Genomic DNA, 19,041 nt, shown 5'->3' with positions numbered 1-19,041 from the left:
GCCTCAGTCGATGCAGAACTCGTTGCCCTCGATGTCCAGCATCGGGATGCACGCGTCGTTGCCGTCGTACAGCGTTCGCACGTGGACCGCGCCGAGCGGGACCAGCCGTGCGCGTTCGGCGTCGAGCGCGGCGAGGCGCTCTTCGCCCACGAGTCCGGTGCCGACCCGCACATCAAGATGCACGCGGTTCTTGGCGGCCTTTCCCTCGGGGACGCGCTGGAAGAACAGCCGCGGGCCCACGCCTGAGGGATCGATGCAGGCGAACCATGAATCCCGCTCCTCAGGCGCCTGCGAGCCCTTGAAGTCGTCCCAAGTGGCGAAGCCTTCCGGCGGTGGCGGAACGACGTACCCCAACACCTCGCACCAGAAGCGGGCGAGGCGCTCGGGTTCCGCGCAGTCGAAGGTGACTTGGAACTTCTTGATCGATGCCATCGGCCCACCCTATGGACGCGTGCCGGTCACCGAGATCCCGGGGTCGTGTATCGCGCGCGTATCAGAAATCGCATACGCCTCCGCAACGCTCTCCTGCCTTCCATGGAGGCACGGACCACAGCGGTCCGTGCCGAGGGCATCGTGCCCCGGCTTCGGAAGGTGATCACGGAACGGAGCGTGCCGTGCCTCATGAGAACGTTCGTCCGCCGCTGAAGAGGGCCGGTCTGGCCTTCGGTGTCGTCATGCTGATGATGGCCCATGCCGCGCCCGCCGACGCCGCCCCGGCGCCGGCCGGGAACGTGCAGAAGGCCATGGAGGAACTGGCCGGGGTTCCTGGGGTGGTGGGGGTTGTCGGCGGGGCCTACGTCGACGGGAGAGCCGTCGGGCTGGGCAGCGCGGGCTCGCGGCTGCTGGACGGCGAGGGCGGGAGAATACCCGCGAACGCCCGCTTCCCGATCTGGTCGCAGACCAAGCAGATGGTGGCCACCGTGGTGCTGCAACTGGTCGAGGAGGGCCAGTTGGGTGTGGACGACAAGCTCGGCGACCTGCTGCCGGTGGTCGTGCGGGAGGATCTGGTGGCGCGGGCCGACGAGATCACGGTACGGCAGATGCTCCAGCACACCTCCGGCATCCCCGACTGGTGGGCCGGCGAGCCGAACCCGGACGGGAGCGAGGGCGACCCCGCGTTCGACGTGTTCGACTTCACGACCCACTACCGGCCGCTGGATCTGGTGCGCTGGAGCAGGGAGCGGCCCCGGACCGGGGAGCCGGGCGAGAAGTGGTCGTACTCCAACACCAACTACACCCTGCTCGGCATGATCGTCGAGAAGGTGACCGGTCACGACCTGGCCACCGAGTTGCGGACGCGCCTGTTCGAGCCGCTCGGGATGACCAAGAGCTACCTCAGGGTCAAGCCGCCCGAGGGCATCAAGGGGCCCCACGGACACGGCTATTACCCCGACGCCGACGGCAAGGTGCGCGACGTGGACCGGTTCAACGCCAGCCTCGCGGGCGCGGGGGCCGGAGGGGTGGTCTCCACCGCGCACGACGTGAGCGCCTTCAACCGGGCGTTCACGCAAGGCAGACTGCTGCCGCCGGAACTCCAGCGCATCCTGACCGACCGGCCGCCCGGTGACCGAAAGGCCCGTGGCGAAGGCGGAGACCGCTGCGGCGACGACTTCTACATCGCGGGCGGGCTGGCCCCCGGTTCCCTCGCCCTGACCTCCTACTCGGCGGACGGCCGTCGCCAGCTCGCGATGTCGGTCACCCTGAGCGTCAAGCCCAGCGCCGTGGAGCTCGACGTGAGCAAGGCCGTGGAGTCCGTCTTCTGTCCGTCCTCCTGAGCGGCGGCAGGTAGCACCCCTGATCCCGGCCGGCCGCGGTGGCCTCGGCCGGTCCTGAGGCCGCATCAGTCGGCCCGCGCGCCGCCGGAATCGCGCGGGCCGCGGGGCGCGCGACCCGACAGCCGGATCGGCCAGTAGATCTGCCGCAGCTCAGCCAGGAAGAAGGCGTGGAAGCGGGCGAGCGTCGCCGCGGAGTGCCCACCCGTCGTACGGAAGGTGGTGAGCTGGCGAAGAAAGTCGGGCAGGGAGATGCGCAGCGTTCCGGCGGCGACGACATCCGCCTCGCGGTCGTCCTCGGCCCGGGCCGGATGGCCGTCCAGGAGGACGTACGGCAGCGTGGTGGTGGCCGGCCACAGCCTCGTGATGCTTGCCGGAGCGAGCTCCTTGACGCCGATCATGGTGCGGGCTGTTCCTGCGCCGTCGGTGAGGAACAGCCGGTAGCGCAGCTCCCGATGGTCCGGTGTCCGGCCGTTGCCGAAGAAGTGGAACGTGCCGTCGGTCACCGGACGCCGTCCGCCCAGACCGCGCGCCTCGATCCAGCCGTCGGCGCGGGCGGGGTGCTCGGGGCGTGCCAGGAAGTCGTCGATGTCGTCGATGGTGAGGGTGAGCCGGGCGCGGAGAGGTTCGCGTGCGGGGGACCGCCGGGCGGCGGGCGGGTCACTCAGCCCCAGCGCGACGCTGCCCTTCAGCGTCTCGGTGAACTGCACCGAGCTGTGCTGCGTATAGGTGACCGGGGGCCGCGAGGCCGCGCCGGACGAGGCGGGCGCGTTCGAGTCGCCCTTCTCCAGGAGCCGGGTGCACGCCCGGTCGGCCAGTGCGGCCACGGTCAGGGCCGGGTTGGTGCCGACCGGGCCCGGCAGCGCCGCGGCGTCCATGACGTACAGGCCCGGATGGCCGTGGACCTCCCCGAACCCGTCGCAGACGCCCTCCACGTGGTTCCTCCCCATGGGAGCGCCGCCGCACGGGTGGACGGTGATGATCCGCTTGAGGAGCCAGTGCGGGCTGTCCGCGTAGCGCCCGTCGAGCGCCTCGGACACGGCACGCAGGGCGGCACGCAGTCGTGCGTAGTGCTGGGCGCTCCCGGCGGTGGACCATTCCGCGTCCAGGACGCCGCGCCGCAGCACCAGTACCCCGTCCGGCGTGTCCCGGCCCATGCCCAGCAGCGGCAGGGAACTGTCCGACAAGGCGCCGTCGGCGAGGAGACCGGAGAGTGAGGCGGACACGGCGCCCGGGTCTCCCACGGTGTGCGCGGCGAGCTGGCGCAGCAGGAAGCGTCCCGCCCGCCCCGCGTCCTGGGGCAGGCCGGCCGCCTCGACCAGCCAGGCGACGAAGCCCGGATAGCCGCCGTCCTGGATGTACGCGCCCCGCCCCGGCGGAGAGAAACCGCCGTGGGCCTGTCCGTCGAGATCGTCGGGCAGGCGGATGGCACTGGTGATGACCGGTCCGCGGCTCGGGTCCACGCTGGACGGACGGGCACCGTGACCGTCCCTGGTGCGGACGGCGAACGACAGGATGTCGCCGTTGCCGGAGAAACGGGTCCCCAGCGCCGCCCCGATCCCCGGGAGCTGTCGACGGCTGCGCAGCAGGAGGTACGAGGTGCCGTAGGTGCCCGCGGCGAGGACCAGCCGGTCGCAGCTGAGGGTGCGGACCGGCAAGCGATCGGCGGGCAGGCCCGCCTGGGCCGGATCGTGCCGCACATAGTCGACCTCGTAGCCACCGCGGGCAGCTGGGCGGACCGTGCGTACCTCGTGACCCGTACGCAGATCGGCGCCGTGCCGGCGGGCCGTGGAGAGGTAGGTGAAGTCGAGGCTGTTCTTGGCGCCCTCGTTGCAGCCGATGTTGCACTCCCCGCACAGCCGGCAGGTCCGGCGGGTGGCACCGTGCAGGTTGCCACCGTCCGGTTCGACGACTGGCAGGCCGATGCCGGGCCGACCACCGGGCTCGGGGGCGAAACTGACGGCGAGCGGCGGGAGAAGGTGCTCCAGGCCCAGCCGGTCGGCAGCGGTGCGCATCGCCCGGACCTTGGGTACGTCGTCGTATCCGGGCTGGTCCAGGGGATAGGGAGCGGGGGTCAGCACCCGCTCGACCGCGTCGTAGTGGGGGTCGAGGTCCGCTCGGGTCACGGGCCAGGTCTCGTAGCCCCCGCCGGGCAGCTGCTCCCGGTCGACGAACCAGTGCTCGTCCTTGCGCAGGAGCACGTTGGCGTAGATGAGGGAGCCGCCGCCGAGCCCGCTGGCGACGACCGAGTCGAAGTGGCGGAAACCCCGCACGTCGAACAGGCCGTAGGAGCCTGCCTCTGGCGCCCAGAAGACACGCGATGCCTGGGCGGGCGTGCGGGCGAAGCTCCCCGGCGGGTAGTCCCGGCCGCGCTCCATGACCACCACGTCGAGACCTGCCTGCGCCAGCCTGCAGGCGGCGACCGAGCCGCCGAACCCGGAGCCGACGACCAGGACGTCCACGTGCTCGGGCGCGGTCCTGTCCCTGGCCATGTCAGACCGCCTGCCGTCGGAAGAAGTCCGCGATCAGCGGAAAGACGTCGAGGTGGGCCTTCTTGCCGATGATCGGGTCGAGATAGCCGTAGCCGGGCAGCACCGCCAACTCGTGCCGGTCGGGCGCGTCCTGGGAGAGGATCTCGTGACAGACGACGTTGGAGTCGGCGAAGACGTGGTTGTTCTGGCCGGTCATGAAGAGGATCGGGGTCTTGATGTCGGCGGCGTGCGCGAGGTAGTCGTCGGGCAGGGCCGCGTAACGGCGGTCGCCGGGGGCGTACTTGACCGCGTGCCCCGCCCGCACCATCTTGCGGATGTGCCGGTAGTAGTGCAGGCCGGTGGGGCCCAGCAGATCGGCGATCCGGTCGTGCGTCTCGGGCTCCAGGTTGGCGTGGCTGTAGAGGGCGGGCCAACCGGCCCCCCACATCAGGCTCACCAGATGACATGCGGGGTTGTCGCACTCCGGATGTCCGAGCGACACCAGCTTCGACAGCGCCCAGGAACGTGTGAACGGCGCGGAGGCCCCCATCCTGGGGTCGATGGCCGACAGCCCCAGTACGTGTTCGAGCAGCGTCGGGGCGAACTCGATCTTCCACCGTGACCAGCCCGGCACCTTGACGACCAGGCCCACGCTCTGCGCGACCATGCTGGTGATCCCGGTGACCGTGCCCGCGGCCAGGCTCATGGAGAACGACGCCGCGCCCAGGCAGTGGGCGACGACATGGACGCGCCGCTGCCCGATGTGCCGACGCAGCTCGGCGAGCATGGCCGGATGGTCGTGGAGGACGACGTCGTCGATGGAGGAGTCACCGGGTTCCGTGTTGTACGGATACCTGTTGCTCAACCGCAGGTCGACGGTCCACACGTCGGGGAATCCGTGGTCGAGGAGATAGGTCGCCATGTTGTAGTGCTCGGGCATGATGAACAGGTCGCTCGACGCGGTCAGACCGTGCATCAGGAGTACGACGTCGTCGCCGTCACCCCGCTGAAAGCGGGTCAGGTCCAGGGCCAGCCCGTCCGCGGTGGTGAACGGATGCGTCGAGATCCGCGCGTCGGGCACCCCCTTGAGCGTGTGCCGCGCAATGCCGTGCCGCATGGTTCAGTCCCCGTCTCCGCGTCGCCCTCAGGCAGAGTGGAAACGGTAGACGCCTGGACCAAGTGCCCACATCCGACGGTCGGTTGATCTGTTCCTAGGCCCCTGGCTGTAGGGATGCGCCGGTTCCAACCGTTGAGGTAGGAGGGCGTAACCCGGTGGTATGAGAACTCCCTGCTCGTGCGGCTTCGGTGTCGGCCCTCGCATGCCGAGGCGGGCGGCCCCTAAGGAGCCGCCCGCCCAGTTCTCCGCGCCGCCCGTCGTGACCACGACGGGCGGCGCGGGGTGCCACCTAGGAGGCGTTGCGCACCCGCCCGGTGAACACCGGTCCCCGGTGCTCGTTCCAGTTCTCGTCGTAGGTGTAGAGCCGCAGCCGCACCGACTCCTGGCCCTCGCGCACCCGGTCCTTCACGGTGGGGATGCTCAGCTCCGCGCTGCGCTTGCCCGCCTTGACCTCCATCGAGAGGTAGGGGTACGCCGACACCTTGGACAGCCGGCGGGCCGGGTCCGGCTTGCTGTCGAAGTTCCGCTTGAGCCACGCCTTGTCGACGTCCTTGGTGGACAGTTCCTTGCCACCGCTGACGCGCTCGATGCGGAACGCGACGTACGTCTCGACGTCCGCGGCCTCGGACAGCGAGACGCGCCACTTGAGCGGCTTGCCCTCGGTGACCTTGGCCGCCACCGGCTTCACGCTGACCTTGGGCATCGGGTCGTCCTCGCGGACGAAGACCCCGCCGTGGTGCGAGCCGACGACCGCACCGCTGATGGTCTTGGCGAACACCTCCTGCGCGCTCGAACCGCCGTAGCGCTTGTTGCCCTTGACCTCGAACGGCACGCCGATGGACGTGTCGCCGGGGCGCACCGTGACCGTCTTGGTGACGTACTTGTCCGGGGTGGTGCCCGGCACGAAGAGCCGCACCTTGCCGGTGCCGTCACCGGTCACCCGTACCGGAGCGCGGTACGTACGGACCCCGGAGTCGCCCTCGTCGACCCGCAGCCGTCCGACGTCGACACGCGCCAGCTGCGACGGGCGCACCTCGGCCGTGCCGGGGCGCCAGCCCCAGGCGTCCATCAGCCAGGCCTTGCCGGAAGCGGTACGAGAGGTCAGCTCCAGGGACTGGATCTGCTTGAGGTCGAGCCCGGCGCTCGCGGCGGCCTTCAGCGGCACGCGCAGCTCCTGGCCCCAGTACGAGGCCAGGTACCCGCTGCCCGGCAGCCCGTCGGCACGCACCTGGCCGAGCCTGGCCCGGTGCCCCGAGGCGTCGACGGCCGTCACGTCCAGCTTGGTGCCCTTGGTGTTGGGCGGGACGATCACGCGCAGCGCGAGCGAATCGGAACCCTCGAGGGAGACGGGACGCGCGTTCTTGACGGCCATCGTGGACCCGGTCCGCGACCAGTTCATCGCGAGGGCGTAGCGACCGGGGTCGGGGGACACCTCGAAGCTCGCGAAGTGCGGGGACTGGCCCTTGGCGCCGGCCGTGAGGCAGCCTCGCGCCCCGGACGCGGTCTGGTCGCACAGCGTGCCACCGGTCACGTCGAGCGAGCGGCCGGGGAGGACGGCGGGCGTGCGCCGCCCGCCGACGGCGTGGGTGAGCACGCGGGCCGGGTTCGCCGAGGGCGCGCCCTTGCCGGAGCCGTCGAGGAGCGGGCGCACCTCGTCGTCGTTCTCGACGAAGAGCCGGGCGGCGGCCGCGATGTAGGTCGAGCCCGCCTTCTGCTGCTGCTTGGCCTTCAGCCGCGGGCCGTGGCCCGGCGAGCACACCGGGTCGGGCCGTGAGCCGGAGGAGAAGTCGTCGTCGGCGGGCGCCTGCGCCTGCCCCGGCGTCCACTCGGTGTTGAAGAAGTTGTGGTTGGCGCCGACCATGTACACCGCGCTGTGCAGCGCGGAACCGTTGCCCACGCGCCGGGTGTTGTCCAGGTAGAGCTGGCCCTGGAGGTCGGAGACGTCGCCGTCGCAGCCCGGCAGGAGCGTCATGGACGGCACGTCCGGGTCCGGGTTCTGCCCGAAGATCGTGGGGCCGATGAGGACCGTGCCACGGATCTGCCAGCGTGCCTTGTGCGGGTAGCCGTCCTCGTCCGCCGGCGGCTGGTAGCGGCTGTCGAAGGCCGCGCGGTTGACGCCCTCGCCGCCGCGGGAGTGCCCCACGAGCATGACGCGGTCGAGATCGACCGGCGAGGTCCCGCGGACGGCGCCGGGCGCCTTCGTCGGGTCGGCGGCCCAGTCGGCGAAGCGGCCGAGGTGCTGGCGCACGAGGGACGAGCGGGCCTGTGCGCCGCCGTCGGCGGCGCTGTCGTCCTGGCCGTTGATGCCGTTCGCGGAGATCGACACCGTCACATAGCCCTGGGAGGCCAGGAGCTTCTGGTCGTGCAGATAGCCCTGGTGGCTCGGGATCGGCTTCCAGCCGGACTTGCAGGGCCAACTGCCGTCGGCCTGACCGCCCTTGTAGCAGGTGCTGTGGCGGCCGTGCAGGAACAGGGCCAGGGGCCGCTTGCCCGGTGCGTCGACGGGGCCGACCACCGTGGCCCGCATCTCCACCTTCTTGGGGAAGTCGGGCAGCTTGACGGACTCCAGGTCGTACTCGCCCTTGACGGTGCGGTACTTGCCCGGCTTGCCGGGGTCGACCTCGCCCGCGGGCAACTGGGCGGGGGCGGGCGCCGTGCCCTGGGGCGGCGCGGCGGATTCGGGCTTGTCGATGCGGCGGCCGCCCGCGAGCGCCTGGAGGTCGCCGTTCCCCAGGGCGTCCTTCGCGGCGACGCCGCTCTCGTCGAGCTTCAGCCGGAACGTCCGCTGGTCGTCGGTGGCCGTCGGCCGACCGAGCAGCCGGTCGCCCGCGTAGAACTCGACGCGGGCGTTCCCCATCGGCACCGGCTTCGGCGCGCGCCACACCAGGTGCTGATCGGCGCCGTCGCCGGTGAGCTCCCAGCCAGGCGGGAGCCGGTCTCCGGGGCCGTCCGAACGGCCGGGCGATATGAGGTCGTCGGAGCGCGGCGCGCGCGGCTGGTCAGGCGACGCGTGCGCGAGTTCCGGCAAGCCCACTGCCAGTGCGAGTGCCGTGACAGCGGCAGTCGCCAAGCGCGGGACACGGATCAAGACAGATCTCCTCGTCACTTGCTCCCCCGAGAGCCCGTACGGCACAGGGCTCCTTCGGAGCAGGAGAGGGCAACGAGGGCCCCAGGGTTGCCTCGTGAGCGCGGTAATTCAGGCAAGATGCGGCGAATTGGCGGCGCATATCGGTCAGGAGCGGGCGAAGGTAATCAAGTCGCGCCCGTCGTCAGCGTGCGAACTTCTCGATGGCCGCCGGCGTGACAGGGGTGAAGAAGTTGACGAGATTGCCGTCGGGGTCGCGGAACAGGAGCGACCGGTTGCCCCAGGGCATCGTGGTGGGCCCGTTGACGAAGTCGGTGACGAAGCCGGTCAGGTTCTGGTGCACGCGGTCCACGTCGTCGACGAGGAACTCGGTGATCACGCTGTGGTTGTCCGCCGGACGGGCGGAGCCGGGGGCGAACAGGGGGACGGTGCGGGTGCCGGCGATGGCGAGGGTGGCGCCCGCGGTGCTGAGTTCGGCGAAGTCCTCGGTGGCCCACGTCGCCCGCGCTCCCGTGGCTCGCTCGTAGAAGTCGACGAGGCCCGCCACGTCGCTGGTGATGATGCGGATCGAGACGAAGTTCATGGGGATCTCCTTGGCTGTGCGGGGGAGCGTGCTCACCGCAGGCTAGGAGAGATACCGGACAGAACACGTCCTGTATGCGAGATAGTCTGCGGACATGCCTCGACCCACCGGCCGCGTACTGACACTCCTGGAACTGCTGCAGTCGGGCGGGACGCGAACGGTGGCCGAACTCGCCGACCGGCTCGGCGTGGAGGGGCGCACGGTGCGGCGGTACGTGGCCCAGCTGATCGATCTGGACGTGCCCGTGGAATCGGTGCGCGGCCGCTACGGCGGGTACCGGCTGTCTCCCGGATACCGTCTGCCTCCGCTCATGTTCAGCGACGACGAGGCGCTGGCCGTGCTGCTGGGCCTGGTCGCGGGCCGCCGGGCGGGGCTGACGACGGCGCAGCTCACGGCGAGCGAGACGGCGTCGGCGAAGATCCGGCGCGTGCTGCCCCGGCACATCGCCCGCCGTCTCGACGCACTCCTGGATGCTCTCGCCTTCACGGACCGGACCGGTGAGGGCGGGGCCCCGGACGCCGACGTCCTGCTCACGCTCGCCGACGCGGTACGCCGCCGTCGGCCGGTCGCGATCCGGTACACCGACCGCGAGGGGCGGCGCAGTGAACGCACGCTGTACGCCGACGGGCTCGTCGCCCACGCGGGCCGGTGGTACGTCACGGGCACGGACCCCCGGATCGATGAGGACCGCACCTTCCGCCTCGATCGCATCGCGGACGCCCGGACCCTGCCCGGCGCGTTCGAGACGCCCGCGGGGACCGATCGTGCCGATCCGGCGGAGCGCCTGCTGTCGGCCTTCGCCGCGGCCGAGTACCGGCATGAGGTGACGTTGCGGATCCACGGGACGGTCGAGCAGCTCCGCGCCCGCTTTCCCGCCGGGGCCGCGATCCTGGAGGACCACGACCGTACGCCCGCCGTGGGCGAGGGCGGGGCGGCCGAGCGCTGGCTTCGGGTCGAGCTGCGGGTGGAGCGGCTGGACTGGTTGCCCGCGGTGCTCGCCTCGCTCGATCGGCCGTTCGTCATCGAGCGCCCTGCCGAGTTGCGCGATCAGGTCGTGGCGTTCGCCGATCGCCTCGCGTCCCGTGCCCGTCACGTGTGAGTGGAACGGGGGCACGTCCTGCGGCGGGCAGCGGGGCATCCGGCACCACCGCGGCAGGATCATGAGACTGCTTGACTCTCCCACGAAGGGAGAGTCAAGAGTGGAGCACATGCGTATGGACGACGACGCGTCGAGGCCCACGTGGAGCATCGGGGCCGTGGCGCGACAGATCGGGCTGCCGGTGAAAGTGGTCAGGCACTGGTCGGATGCGGGTGTCGTGACACCGGTCGGCCGGACCGCCGGCGGCTACCGCCGCTACGACACCGCCGGCGTCGCCCGGCTGCACCTGGCCCGCACGCTGCGGGACCTGGGCATGGGGCTCGGTGAGATCCGGGCCGCCCTGGATAGCGAGGACGGGCTCACCGAGGTGGCGGCTGCCCACGTCGAGGCTCTGGAGGTCCAGGTCCGCCGCCTGCGGACCCATCAGGCGGTCCTGCGCACCGTCACACGTCGCACCACACATGAAGGACTCGCGCTGATGACCCGTCATGCCCGGATGTCTCCCGACGAACGCCGCAAGCTGGTCCACGACTTCTTGACCGGCACGCTCGGGGATCTGGAGGTACCCCACTTCCGCGAGGGGCTCCTCGCGGCCGGCTCCGACCTGCCGGAAGATCCCACCGATGAGCAGGTCGAAGCGTGGCTGGAACTCGGCGAGCTGGTCGCGGCGGGGGAGTTGCGTCTCGCCATGCGGCGCGTCGCGGCGTACACCGCCCGTCACGGGCGAGGAGCGCAGGACTCCGCCGTGGCGGAGGAGATGCGGGCCCTCACCGACGCCTGGACCGCACGCGTCCGCGCGGCGATGCGGGCCGGCACCGCGGCGGACTCCCCGGCCGCCGACCAGGTCGTCGCGGACGTCGTCGCCGCGTGGCTGCCCAGCCGCGCGAACACCGCCTTTGCCGTGACCTCCGACGGCGTCGAGGCGCGCAGACTCCTGCACGAGCAGCTCACCGCCGCGTCCGAGCCCGCCGTCGAGCGCTTCTGGCAACTCCTGTGCGTCCTCGCCGGCCGCGCCGCACCCGCCGGGATCGCCGAGGAAGGACGGTGGCTGACCACCGCGCTGCGTGCCAACCCCGCGCCCGGCGCGGGCAACGCCCGGCTCGAAGCCCTCTACACGGACGACAGCGACCCCTGGCCGGGTGGTGTCCTGGACGCGTTCACACGCGTCCAGGACAGAGTCGCCACGATCGTGCGCGGGGCGGCTCCGGACCAGTTCGGCCTGCCGACCCCCTGCGAGGACTGGACCGTACGGGATCTGCTCGACCATCTGGTGTGGGAGAACATCATGTGGGGCGGCCTGGCGCGGGGCACGCCCCCCACCGACGGCCACACGGCGGACCACCTCGGTGACGACCACATCGCCGCCTTCGATGCCGCCGCCTCAACGGCTCGCGGTGCCTTCCGGCAGCCGGGCATGCTGGACCGCTCCTTCGGCCCGGCCCCCGGCCGTCGCGTGGTCGAACAACTCCTCGTCGAACTGCTCGTGCACGGCTGGGACCTCGCGACCGCGCTCGGCCGCGACCGCGACCTGGAGCCCGACATCGCGTGCGCCGCCCTGCCGGTCGTCCGGGAGATCTACGGAGACCTGCCCCGCACCGCCGGCGGTTCCTTCGCCCCGGCGCGGCCCGTACCCGAGCGCGCCCCGGCCCTTGACCATGTGGCCGCGTTCCTCGGCCGCCGCCTCCCGGAGTGATCCGGCGCGAGCCGATCCCGCGTGGGATCAGCGGGACAGGGCGAGCAGTTCGTCGACCGCCTGCTCGGGACCGCCGTATGTGAGGTGCGCGATGGCCGTCATGGGTGCGATCACCCGGCTCCAGGCGTACAACCGGTCCCCGTCGAGCGCGCACGCGGTCGCCACCCGCTGGCAACGGTCCTCGACACCTTCCAGACCGGCACCGGCCACCACGTAGTCGACGGCGTCGAAGCACGGGTCGCCGACGCAGGCCTTGGGATCGATCGCGATCAGACCGCGCGCCGGGCCGCCGTCCAGGGCGTTGCCGAGGTGCAGGTCGCCGTGCAGCAACACGCGCCGGGTCCGGCTGTCCAGCAACGTCTCACAGCGCCCTGCCGCCCGCTGCCACGCGGCCCGGTCGATCCGTGCCCCGATGGCAGGGTCGGCCAGCCGTCGGCCGATCCGGACGAAGGCCTCCTCGCACCGGCCGCGCAGATCCAGTGGCCAGTGCGCGGGTGGAGGCACGGCGTGCAGTGCGGCGAGCAGCTCTCCCCACTGCCGCGGCAAGGACGCCTGCGGCATGTCCTCGGCCTCGGTGCCGGGCTGGACCCCTTCCAGCACCATCGCGCCGGCCTCCGCGTCGGCAGCCAGCACGGCCGGTACCCGACCCGAGGGGGCGAACACGCGCAGCATCTCCACCTGGCTGGTCAACAGGTCCCGATCCGGACTGAGTTTGAGGACCGCCGGCGTCCCGTCCGACCACTGACAGCGCAGGGCGACAGCGGAGGCGCCGCTCTCGAACAGCTCACCGAGCACGCACCCCCACCGCGCGGCCAGCCGTGCGGCGAGGTCCGGAACCCCGGCGAGCCAGTCCTCTGCCCCGGGACCGAATCGATCCACCAACCGCGCGCCCACCGCTTCTCTCTTCACTCCCGTAGCTTGTGCTCCCGAAGCCGGACCTCCAAGGTCTTTTCAGGACGTGCGGGCCGGACGCTCACCGGGCCTCTCCGGTGAGCGTGCCGTCGAACAGGTGGGTGAGCAGGGCCTTCTGGGCGTGCAGGCGGTTCTCGGCCTGCTGGAAGATCCTCGACCGGGGGCCGTCCTTGACCTCGGCGTCGACCTCCTCGCCCCGGTTGGTGGGCATGCAGTCGAGGAACACCGCGTCCTCGCCCGCCAGGTCCATCAGCGGGGCGGTGACGCGCCAGCGGTCCGCCAGGCGTGTCCGCGCCTGGATCTCGTCCTGCCCGGTCAGCGTCGGGGACTTCCAGCTCAGGGTGTAGACGGCGGCGCTGCCGCGTACGGCCTCCTCCAGGTCCTCGGTGAGCTCGACGCGCGCGCCGGTGCGGGCCGCGACGTCCCGGGCGGCCCGCGTCACCCGTTCCTCGGGCGCGAAGCCCGGCGGGTGTGCGACCGTGACGTGGTGGCCGAGCAGGGCCGCGGCCATCATCGAGGAGTGCAGCACGCCGGGGGTCTTCTGCCGGGGGGAGTAGGACCAGGCGTACACGACCCGCCGGGCCGGTACGTCGCCGCCGTACAGCTCGCGCAGCGTGAGGAGGTCGGCGAGGACCTGACAGGGGTGTTCCTCGTCGTCGAGCGCGTTGATGACGGGAATCGTCGCGAGCTCGGCCATCGTGCGCAGCCTACGGTGTCCGGCGCCGGGGTCCCGCATGTCGTACCAGCGCACCACCAGCGCGTCGAGATAGCGGTTGAGTACGCCGATGGTGTCCTCGATCGACTCCCGGTTGGCGAGCCGCAGTTCCTCCACTCCGTACGGGAAACTGTCGGCGCCCAGTTGGGACGCGGCGACCTGGAAGGAGACGCGGGTCCGGGTCGAGGGGACGTTGAAGAGCAGCCCGACGCAGCGTCCCGTGAGATGGGGGCGGGTGTCGTCGCCCCTTTTCATCGCCTCGGCGAGGTCGAGCAGAGAGGAGATCTCCTTGGCGGAGAGGTCCTGGATCCGGAGGACGTGTCGCACGGTCACGTGAGTATCCCTTCGTTCGATGGGGTGACGCGCCGGCGCAGCCACCGCTCGGCGACGACGGAGACGAGCAGCATGGCCAGGGCGATGACGACGCTGAAGCCGAAGAACGGCAGCATGGCGAGGGTGGCCGCGACGACCGCGAGGTTCATGTACGCGACCGGGCCGCGGGGCAGCAGCCGGGCGGCGGAGACGAACGCCATCAGGAAGATCAGCACGTAGGTGGCGGACGACGCCTTGATGAGGGCCGCCTCGCTGGAGTCGGTGACGAGCAGGGCGACGACCGACACGGCATAGCCGGGAAGCAGGGCGAGGACGGCGCGCACCGGGAGGTGCCGGTGCGGGTCGAGCCGACTGAGCGCGCGCGGCAGGATGCCGTCGCGGGCCAGGGCGAAGACGACGCGGGACGTGCCCAGGCACCAGGCGTTCGTGGTCAGGAACAGCAGCACCCCGGCCAGGAGATATCCACCGCTCCGCAGTCCGGCCCCGGTGGCGACGTCGAGTAGCCGCACGAACGCCGTCAGGTCCGACTGGTCGCCGTCCGTGTCGGGCAGCGCCACGGCGACGGTGAAGGCCATCGCGAAGTAGAGCACGCCGACGCAGCTGACCGCGTACAGAATGCCGCGGGGAAAAGTGCGTTCGGGATCGCGGACCTCCTCGGCCACCGGAGCGGCGTTCTCCCATCCGATGAACCCGAAGAAGCAGATGAGGAGGGCGCTGCCGAGCGCGCCCCAGCCGTGCGGCGCGACCGGCGTGAGGCGGGCGTAGTCCCCTTTCGGCAGGGCCAGACAGATGACCACGACAAGAAGCAGCACCACGGTGGCGAGGACCACCATCTGCACGCGCGTACTCACCTTGATCCCGAGGAGGTTGACCAGGACGCAGCAGACGATGACCGCGGCGCCCGCGAGCAGGGCCGCGCGGTTGGACGCCCCGGGGTCGACCGCCGCCAGCAGATAGCGGCCGGCCGCGAGACCCAGGACGGGGTTCCCGGCCAGCAGCGTGATGAGCAGGAAGACGGCGGCGATCCGGCCCGCGCGCCGGCCGAACGCCGCTTCCACGAACCGGGCGACGCCCTTGCTCGTGGGGTGGAGCGTGGAGAGCCGCGCGAAGATCAGCGCGAAGGGGAAGCTGTAGAGGATCAGCAGCCCCCAGGCGAGCAGGGACAGCGGTCCCGCGACCCGCCAGGCGAGGGCGGGGATGAGCAGGACGCCCGCGCCCATCACGGACGTGACGTAATGGACGACGAGCCCCGAGGTGCCCAACCTGCGCCGCAGGAGCGGCGGTCTTGACGAGTCCGGCGGAGCCCCCTCGACCGCTGTCACGCGGTCTGTCCCTCGCGCGATCCGTTCCAGAGGGTGTCCATGGTCTCGTGGCTGATCCGCTTGTCCAGGTCGGCCCGGGACGCGTACCCCATGTTGATGATCAGCCGGCGGCCCCCGCTCAGGGGGTAGACACGGTGCAGAGTGGTGTCCGTGCGCAGGAAGTACAGGTCGCCCGGGTGGAGTTCGAAGGAGTGGATGGGCCGGTCGACGAACTGCCGGTGCAACTGCGGGTCCTGCTTGTTCCAGCGGGTGCGCGGCACGCACTGCACGAAGCCGCCGTGTTCGATCGGAGGGCACGCGACGACCCAGACGAGCGCGAAGCTGTAGTCGTCCCAGTGCCAGCCATGGGTGTCGCCGGACTGTTCGAGCTCCGTGATGACATAGCGCTCCGGTTCATAGGGGCACTCGAGGACCGGCTCGCCCGCGACCTTCCCCAATGCCTCCCGGAATTCCTCTGACGCGTACACCTCGGGAATGAGGGATCCGTACCTGCTGATTTCATGGTGGCGGACATTGCGCATCAGGCGTGGTGTGTGGCCGGTCTCCTTGAAGCTCATTTCGCGGCGGACACCGTGCTCCGCGACCAGTGCCTCTATTTCGTCCGCGATCGCGGCCTTGGCGCCCTCGGGAGCCAGGAAAGGCACCTTGACGAAGCCGAGACCGAGGAAGTCCCGGCGGGCCCGCTCCCATTGTTTCTCGTCGACATCGTGGACCAGGTGTTTCGACAGGGACTGAACGAGGCCCCCGATCCGCTCGTCCGGTCGCATGACAGACTCCCAACATCATCTGCAGGGGAATGGCGTTCGCTGACACTTTTCGAGAACGAAACCCTACAAGGTCCGGTGACCGCGACCAAGGGAGAGACTTTCGAAGGGAAGAATTCCGGCCATGCGAAGTCGGTGTCATGGGCATTGTGTGCAGAAGAATGCGCTCCGTTTTACATGATCCATCGAAGGTTTCGCATGATCCACCGACGAGTGTGTTCCGGTATTTGACGCTCCTCCTCCTTTCGTCCACGAAAGCGCCACGATTCCACGGCATCGTCGTGATGCGGTACGACGGCGAACCCTGTCGCCGAGAACCTTGAGGGGCATTGGCGCGCCCGAGAACTGTTCCTCGTGCTCCCTGTGTCTGCCGGATGACCCGGGGCGCCCGAAACGCGGCCTTCCGCTGTGGTGTGCACCCTTGACACGTGCGTGTGGTTTCGCGACCTTTAAGCCTCGCAGGGCCGGGGAACGGGGGGAGCGGTCAGCCATGACATCCGTCAGATCCAGGAGTGCAACGACGCCCACGGACACGTCCTTCGCGGATCCCGCGGAAGGGCGGTCGATCTGAGATGGACATAACGATCCAGGACCTCGACGACGTCAGCGCGGCACTGCGCGGGGCCTGGCACCGGACCATGGACGCGTCGCCCCAGTACGCCAACCCTTTCCTCGCACCGGAGTTCGCGATGGGGGTCGCCCGCCATCGCGGCGGCGCGCGGCTCGCGGTCCTGCGCGAGGGCGGGGAGCCCGTCGGCTTCCTGCCCTACGAACGCAACGCCTTCGGCGTCGGCCGGGCCATCGGGCTCGGTCTCTCCGACTGCCAGGCCCTCGTGCATCGGCCCGGCATCACCTGGGACACCCGCGAACTGCTGCGCGCCTGCGCCCTCTCCGTCTTCGAGTTCGACCACCTCGTCGAGGAGCAGCGGCCCTTCGGCGATTACGTGACCGGGACGTTCGCCTCGCCCGTGCTCGATCTGAAGGTCGGCGAGGAGAGCTACGCGGAGTGGCTGCGCGGAGCGTACCCGGGACTGGCCAAGACGACGCTGAAGAAGGAGCGGCGCCTCGGGCGCGACGCGGGCGAGGTGCGGTTCGTCTACGACGAGCGCGACCCGAGGGTCCTGCGCACCCTCATGCGCTGGAAATCCGCCCAGTACCGCAGGACGGGACGCATGGACCGGTTCGCGCGGCCCTGGATCGTCGAATTGGTCGACGACCTCTTCCGGGTGCGCGAAGGGCACTTCACCGGAGTGCTGTCCGTGGTGTACGCCGGTGACAGGCCGGTCGCCGCCCACTTCGGGCCGACCTCCAGCACGGTGTTCGCGGCCTGGTTCACCGCGTACGACCCGGAGTTCCGCTACTACTCGCCCGGACTGCTGATGCATCTGCGGATGGCCGAGGCCGCCGGCCGCGAGGGTGTGCGGATCATGGACATGGGGCGTGGCGACAAGGAGTACAAGGACTGGCTCAAGACCCGCGAGCTGCGCGTGGGCGAAGGGTTCGCCACCCGGCCGCACCCGGTGGCCGCGGCGCACCGGCTGTGGCGCAGACCCGTGCGCGGTCTGCGGAACACGGTCCTGGCGCACCCCGGACTGCGGGAGCCCGCCGACCGGCTCCTGAAGGCCGTCGGCGGGCTGCGCACGTCTGGGCGCGCGGGCTCGTCGGGTCGCGCGGGCTCCGGCAGCCCCGCACGCGGCGCCTCCGGCTCCGGCGGAGCGACTCCCCGGCCACGCTGAGCGGACCTCCCGCCCCGGGCCCTGCCCGCGCCTTCCCCGACCATCCATGTCACCGGACACATCAATGTCAGGCGCATGCGCCGTGCCGTCGACGCCCCACACCGGCAGCCGACCGCGGCGACCCATCAACACTTCGGCGATTCTTCGAGACCCTCGACACCCTTCGACGGGAGACGTTCGGATGCCGTACGGATCGCGGCTCGCCGCGGCGATGTCACGACGACTGGGACGCGAGTGCGTCTACACGCCCTCGGCGCGGCTGGCCCTGTATCTGGCGCTGCGGCACTGGTGCAGGCCCGGCGCGCGCGTCCTGATGTCCCCGGTGAACGACGACGTGATCCTCTTCGTGGTCCTCGCGGCGGGGCTGCGCCCCGTGCAGGCCCCGGTGTCCCTCAAGGACGGCAACATCGATCCGGCCGCGGTGCCGGAGTCGACCTGGCGGAACGTGGACGCCGTGCTGACCACGAGCCTGTACGGCATGCCCGACCGCATCGTCGAACTCCGGTCCCGCTGCGAGCAGTTGGGGATTCCCCTGTTCGAGGACGCGGCCCACGCGATCGGCACGCGGGTGGACGGTCTGCCGATCGGGACCTTCGGCACGGCGGCGGCCTTCAGCCTGTCCAAGCACGTGGCGGCGGCGGCCGGCGGCTTCCTCGCCGTCGAGGACGCCCGCACCCGCCGGGAACTGGAGCGGCGGCGCGACGAACTCCTCGCGCCGCGCAGCCTGCGCGCCGATCTGACGGCCACGCTGCGCCCCCTGGCGCGCTCGGGCGTCCGCACCCTGCGTCTGGTGCGTCCGGTGTGGCGGACGATGCAGCGTCTCGGGATGCTGGAGCGCGACGAATACCGCATGGACCTGCACGCTCCCCGCCTCGCCGAGTGCGCGTCCCGGGCGCCGGGCCTGACCGCGTACGAACCGTGGATACGCGTCGATCTGCACGGCTTCCGTACCCGTCACGGAGCGCTGGTGCGCGGGCAGTTGAAGATGCGGATGGACCGGATCGACGGCGACCTCGCCCGGCGCAGGGACGGGGTCGCGCTGCTCTCGGGCACCGACTGGGCCTCCCCGGCGCTTCGCGGCCGCCCGGCGGGGGAGGGGCCGGCGGGGGAGGGTCCACACCCTCTGTTCAGGGTCCCGCTTCTGGTCCACGACCGGGACGTGCTCATCGACCGTCTGGTGCGGCACGGTGTCGTTGCCGGGTATGTCTACGACCCGCCGCTCGACGACTACGCGGGCGCGGAGTTCGTCGAACCGTCGCCCGACCCGGCGGCCGCCCGCTGGTTCGCCTCCCATGTGCTGCCGGCCGATCCGCTCGCGGCGCGCAGGATCATCGAGGCGCTGACGAAGGAGCAGGCGGTGACGGCGGATCCGCCGAGAGCCAGGGTCGCCAGGGAGGCCCGGGCCTCGACCCCGCTGACCCCCTAGGGACTTCAGGGCG

At 71.0% G+C, this 19,041-nt stretch carries 14 protein-coding genes; 5 read left to right on the top strand and 9 right to left on the bottom strand.

The features are described from left to right. Window positions 1-3 precede the first annotated feature (3 nt). Complete coding sequence (locus tag AB0L89_RS36800) at window positions 4-432, bottom strand: VOC family protein (protein WP_365151498.1); 429 nt, start codon at window positions 430-432, stop codon at window positions 4-6. Window positions 433-614: 182 nt separating this feature from the next. Between AB0L89_RS36800 and AB0L89_RS36795 the strand changes: the two genes are divergently transcribed. Further along, window positions 615-1,775 (top strand): serine hydrolase domain-containing protein, encoded by a 1,161-nt coding sequence (locus tag AB0L89_RS36795; RefSeq protein WP_365151495.1) that lies wholly within the window; start codon window positions 615-617, stop codon window positions 1,773-1,775. Between the two features lie 65 nt (window positions 1,776-1,840). Here AB0L89_RS36795 and AB0L89_RS36790 read toward each other — a convergent pair whose 3' ends face one another. The 4 genes from AB0L89_RS36790 to AB0L89_RS36775 form a co-directional block, all read right to left on the bottom strand. Further along, window positions 1,841-4,264 (bottom strand): GMC family oxidoreductase, encoded by a 2,424-nt coding sequence (locus AB0L89_RS36790; RefSeq protein WP_365151492.1) that lies wholly within the window; start codon window positions 4,262-4,264, stop codon window positions 1,841-1,843. 1 nt (window position 4,265) lies between these two features. Beyond that, window positions 4,266-5,360, bottom strand: coding sequence for an alpha/beta hydrolase (locus AB0L89_RS36785; RefSeq protein WP_365151489.1), 1,095 nt, complete (start codon window positions 5,358-5,360; stop codon window positions 4,266-4,268). A gap of 289 nt (window positions 5,361-5,649) precedes the next feature. Next, window positions 5,650-8,394, bottom strand: a complete 2,745-nt coding sequence (locus tag AB0L89_RS36780; protein WP_365151486.1) for a hypothetical protein — start codon at window positions 8,392-8,394, stop codon at window positions 5,650-5,652. Window positions 8,395-8,629: 235 nt separating this feature from the next. After that, on the bottom strand, window positions 8,630-9,028 hold the full coding sequence (locus AB0L89_RS36775) for a VOC family protein (protein ID WP_365151483.1): 399 nt from the start codon (window positions 9,026-9,028) through the stop codon (window positions 8,630-8,632). Window positions 9,029-9,122: 94 nt separating this feature from the next. Between AB0L89_RS36775 and AB0L89_RS36770 the strand changes: the two genes are divergently transcribed. Both AB0L89_RS36770 and AB0L89_RS36765 read left to right on the top strand, forming a co-directional pair. Next, window positions 9,123-10,127: a YafY family protein gene (locus tag AB0L89_RS36770; protein ID WP_365151480.1), complete on the top strand. Its 1,005-nt coding sequence runs from the start codon at window positions 9,123-9,125 to the stop codon at window positions 10,125-10,127. 109 nt (window positions 10,128-10,236) lie between these two features. Further along, a complete protein-coding gene (locus AB0L89_RS36765; RefSeq protein WP_365151612.1) occupies window positions 10,237-11,820 on the top strand; it encodes a TIGR03086 family metal-binding protein in 1,584 nt (527 codons plus the stop codon). A 27-nt stretch (window positions 11,821-11,847) separates the two neighbouring features. Here the strand turns inward: AB0L89_RS36765 and AB0L89_RS36760 are convergent, their stop codons facing one another. From AB0L89_RS36760 to AB0L89_RS36745, 4 genes are all read right to left on the bottom strand, one after another. Further along, entirely contained in the window at window positions 11,848-12,729 is an 882-nt protein-coding gene (locus AB0L89_RS36760) for an aminoglycoside phosphotransferase family protein (protein ID WP_365151477.1), read from the bottom strand. Window positions 12,730-12,793: 64 nt separating this feature from the next. Next, window positions 12,794-13,780 (bottom strand): ornithine carbamoyltransferase, encoded by a 987-nt coding sequence (locus AB0L89_RS36755; RefSeq protein ID WP_365151474.1) that lies wholly within the window; start codon window positions 13,778-13,780, stop codon window positions 12,794-12,796. Further along, on the bottom strand, window positions 13,777-15,102 hold the full coding sequence (locus tag AB0L89_RS36750) for an amino acid permease (protein WP_365151471.1): 1,326 nt from the start codon (window positions 15,100-15,102) through the stop codon (window positions 13,777-13,779). Before AB0L89_RS36750 ends, AB0L89_RS36755 begins: the two co-directional genes overlap by 4 nt. Beyond that, on the bottom strand, window positions 15,099-15,869 hold the full coding sequence (locus tag AB0L89_RS36745) for an ArpA protein (protein ID WP_365151468.1): 771 nt from the start codon (window positions 15,867-15,869) through the stop codon (window positions 15,099-15,101). Before AB0L89_RS36745 ends, AB0L89_RS36750 begins: the two co-directional genes overlap by 4 nt. Window positions 15,870-16,438: 569 nt before the next feature. Here AB0L89_RS36745 and AB0L89_RS36740 point away from each other — a divergent pair. Both AB0L89_RS36740 and AB0L89_RS36735 read left to right on the top strand, forming a co-directional pair. Then, on the top strand, window positions 16,439-17,602 hold the full coding sequence (locus AB0L89_RS36740; protein ID WP_365151465.1) for a GNAT family N-acetyltransferase: 1,164 nt from the start codon (window positions 16,439-16,441) through the stop codon (window positions 17,600-17,602). A gap of 181 nt (window positions 17,603-17,783) precedes the next feature. Beyond that, window positions 17,784-19,028 carry a DegT/DnrJ/EryC1/StrS family aminotransferase gene (locus AB0L89_RS36735; RefSeq protein ID WP_365151462.1) on the top strand — a complete coding sequence of 415 codons (1,245 nt, stop codon included), beginning with the start codon at window positions 17,784-17,786 and terminating at the stop codon, window positions 19,026-19,028. Window positions 19,029-19,041: the final 13 nt, after the last annotated feature.

It is taken from the genome of Streptomyces sp. NPDC052114, assembly GCF_040680155.1.
In the GTDB taxonomy this organism is placed as follows: domain Bacteria; phylum Actinomycetota; class Actinomycetes; order Streptomycetales; family Streptomycetaceae; genus Streptomyces.
The sequence above is the reverse complement of the archived record's forward strand: the minus strand, read 5'-3'. Positions and strand labels throughout refer to the sequence as shown.